General features: G+C 67.9%; 4 protein-coding genes. 1 reads left to right on the top strand and 3 read right to left on the bottom strand.

Annotated elements, in window-relative coordinates; all coding sequences use genetic code 11:
• Positions 1 to 326 (bottom strand): arginine deiminase family protein (locus VML93_RS03080; RefSeq protein WP_325607569.1); only part of this gene is annotated, 326 nt, incomplete at its 3' end.
• Positions 327 to 404: 78 nt separating this feature from the next.
• On the opposite strand from VML93_RS03080, the gene VML93_RS03075 reads away from it, so the two are divergent.
• Positions 405 to 1,001: an alpha-ketoglutarate-dependent dioxygenase AlkB gene (locus tag VML93_RS03075; RefSeq protein ID WP_325607572.1), complete on the top strand. Its 597-nt coding sequence runs from the start codon at positions 405 to 407 to the stop codon at positions 999 to 1,001.
• Between the two features lie 22 nt (positions 1,002 to 1,023).
• Here VML93_RS03075 and VML93_RS03070 read toward each other — a convergent pair whose 3' ends face one another.
• Both VML93_RS03070 and VML93_RS03065 read right to left on the bottom strand, forming a co-directional pair.
• The gene (locus VML93_RS03070) at positions 1,024 to 1,686 is read right to left on the bottom strand and encodes a DUF5642 family protein (protein WP_325607566.1); all 663 of its coding nucleotides are present in this window, start codon (positions 1,684 to 1,686) and stop codon (positions 1,024 to 1,026) included.
• A 28-nt stretch (positions 1,687 to 1,714) separates the two neighbouring features.
• Positions 1,715 to 2,422, bottom strand: coding sequence for a DUF5642 family protein (locus VML93_RS03065; RefSeq protein WP_325607570.1), 708 nt, complete (start codon positions 2,420 to 2,422; stop codon positions 1,715 to 1,717).
• Between the last annotated feature and the right edge of the window lie 33 nt (positions 2,423 to 2,455).

Genomic DNA, 2,455 nt, shown 5'->3' with positions numbered 1-2,455 from the left:
TAGGCCGAAAGTTCTTGCGCCAAAGGAACTCCCAGCCGCCGTGTATCGACGGCGGCGGCGACGCCCTGCATCCGGGCGGCCCCGCTGTGCTTGAGCGCCTCGGTCAGCAGCTCCGACATCAGCAGCACTTCCACCCCGCGGGAACGCAGTAGCTCGGCGAACTGGTCGTGTTCCTCCTGCGCGCGGGATACCCAGGGCAGACCGTCGAACAGCAGCTGGTCGTTGTTGCGGGGGTTGAGTCGACGCAGCTCAGCGCCGGGCCGGTGCAGGATGGCGACGCGTAGCGTTCCCACCTCGGAATTGGTGCCCAGCTCGACAGCACTCACAAGTAGAAACCGTAGCCGCTGGTCCGCCGGTCCCGGTCGATCGAACGAATGTGCGATAGGCTGGTCGGCGTGAGGGCGGTGATAGCGGGGGCACAGGGCTCGTTGTTCGAGCACACCGAGCGCAGGCAACTCGGCGACGGCGCCTTCATCGAAATCCGCTCCGGCTGGCTGAAGGACGGACAGGACTTGCTGGCCGCCTTGCTGTCCACGGTGCCGTGGCGCGCGGAACGCCGCCAGATGTATGACCGGGTGGTCGACGTGCCCCGGCTGGTCAGTTTTCACGACCTGACCGTCGAAGATCCCCCGCATCCCCAGCTGGCCCGGGTGCGGCGGCGGCTCAACGACATCTACGCCGGCGAGCTGGGTGAGCCCTTCACCACCGTCGGGTTGTGCTGTTATCGCGACGGCTCGGACAGCGTCGCCTGGCATGGCGACACGATTGGCCGTAGCAGCTCTGAGGACACCATGGTGGCGATCGTCAGCCTGGGCGCCACCCGCACCTTTGCGTTGCGTCGGCGCGGCGGCGGGCCGTCGTTGCGGCTCGCGCAGGCACACGGCGACCTGCTGGTGATGGGCGGATCATGCCAACGCACCTGGGAGCACGCGGTTCCCAAGACGTCGGCGCCGACAGGCCCGCGGGTCAGCATCCAGTTCCGGCCACGCGACGTGCGCTAGCGGCCCGAGTCATGGCAGCAAGCTAGCCGCGAACCGCGCTGACCGCCTTGACCAGCAAGTCGCGGGCGCGTTGCGTATCGACCTTGGCGACCGGCCGATCCGGTACCACCAGCGGATTGGCGATGACGATCACCTGGTAGTCACCGAACTGAGCGGAGTAGTCGTACAACTCGCCGATGCGCGGTCCCCCGGCCACCGCCGCCTGCACGATACGGTGCACCCCCAGCGTGCGCGCACCGTCAATACGCGGCGCATCGACCACTTCGATGCCACCGCGCACCTGGCCCCCGGCGAAAGCCACTTTGTTGCAATCCTTCCCCGGGTCGGTGAAGGGCAGTTGCTTCGAGGTCTCCACGGCAATGACCACGAAGCGGTTGCCGTTGCCCTCGGCGGAGATCGCGGCCATGTTGCCCTGCAAGTCCGCCGGCATGTCCGGCCCGGCTGCCACTTTCGCGCAGTCGGCGGGGTCGAATTTCAGTCCGCCGGGCAGCTTCCGGGCGCCCAGCATGCTGGGGTCGATCGCCCGTTCTGAGATGTCGAGGACCTTGAAGTCGGGCCCGAAGCTCGACTTGACGTCGGTGACCTTGGCGATATCGGCGTTTGCCGAGGTATGCCCACCCAACGAGCCGCCGGCGCAGCCGGCGAGCAAGCACACCGATGCGACCGCGAGCGCCACCTTGAACATCGTGGCCAATCTACCCAAACAAAGGCGCTCAACTGCGTAACGTGGACGCCGTTTTGACCAGTAGATCGGCGGCGAATTGCGGTGTCAGCGCCGGAAGTGCCGAGCCAGGATCGATGGTCACCGTCGTGAACGCGTAGTAGTTGCCCAGGTATGCGACGAATGTGTAAGCCCGCGAATCGATTTCGGTGCCGGACTCGACGGTTGTCCGGATGTCGGCCGCCATCCCGACGGTTTCGGCGCCGTCGATGTGTGGGGGGTCGACGAGATGGACGCCGGCGCTGGTGCGCCCGTCGGCCATGGTCCACTGCCCGCACGCCGCGAGGAGGCTGTGATCGGGTGTCACCGGGCCCGGCAGCGCCGGCAAGGCCACCACGATCGCGTCGACGATGCCGCCCGACCCCGACCCCGAGACGCCCTGCGCGGAGTGGCCGCGTCCGTTGCCGGGGTCGGCCAGTGCCGCGCATTGCGCCGGCTTGGCCTCGATGCGCGCGGCATCGGCTTTCAGGCCCCAGATCACCCGCGGTGAGGCCGCGGGCGGAATGCCACTGCTCACCTCATAGCCCGGCGGCAGCTCACGACCGATCCGTTTGATGTTGGCGGGGTTGACGCCACCGCCACGCGCCGACGGCGACGGCGACGGGGCCAGCACCTGCTGCGGCGACGGCGCCGGCGACGGAGAACACGCGGCTACCAACACCACCGAGATCGCCGACGGGCCAATCCAGAACGGTCGCATGCCCGTTCCTATCACGGTGAATGGGCACCGAGG

Source organism: Mycobacterium sp. (assembly GCF_035499775.1).
Lineage (GTDB): Bacteria > Actinomycetota > Actinomycetes > Mycobacteriales > Mycobacteriaceae > Mycobacterium.
Note: the sequence above shows the minus strand (reverse complement) of the source record. Positions and strands in the feature narration are given on the sequence as shown.

Bases quoted from the DNA above. Each gene is read 5' to 3' on its own strand.
- VML93_RS03070 (WP_325607566.1), bottom strand. From the start codon at position 1,686: ATGTTCAAGGTGGCGCTCGCGGTCGCATCGGTGTGCTTGCTCGCCGGC.
- VML93_RS03065 (WP_325607570.1), bottom strand. From the start codon at position 2,422: ATGCGACCGTTCTGGATTGGCCCGTCGGCGATCTCGGTGGTGTTGGTA.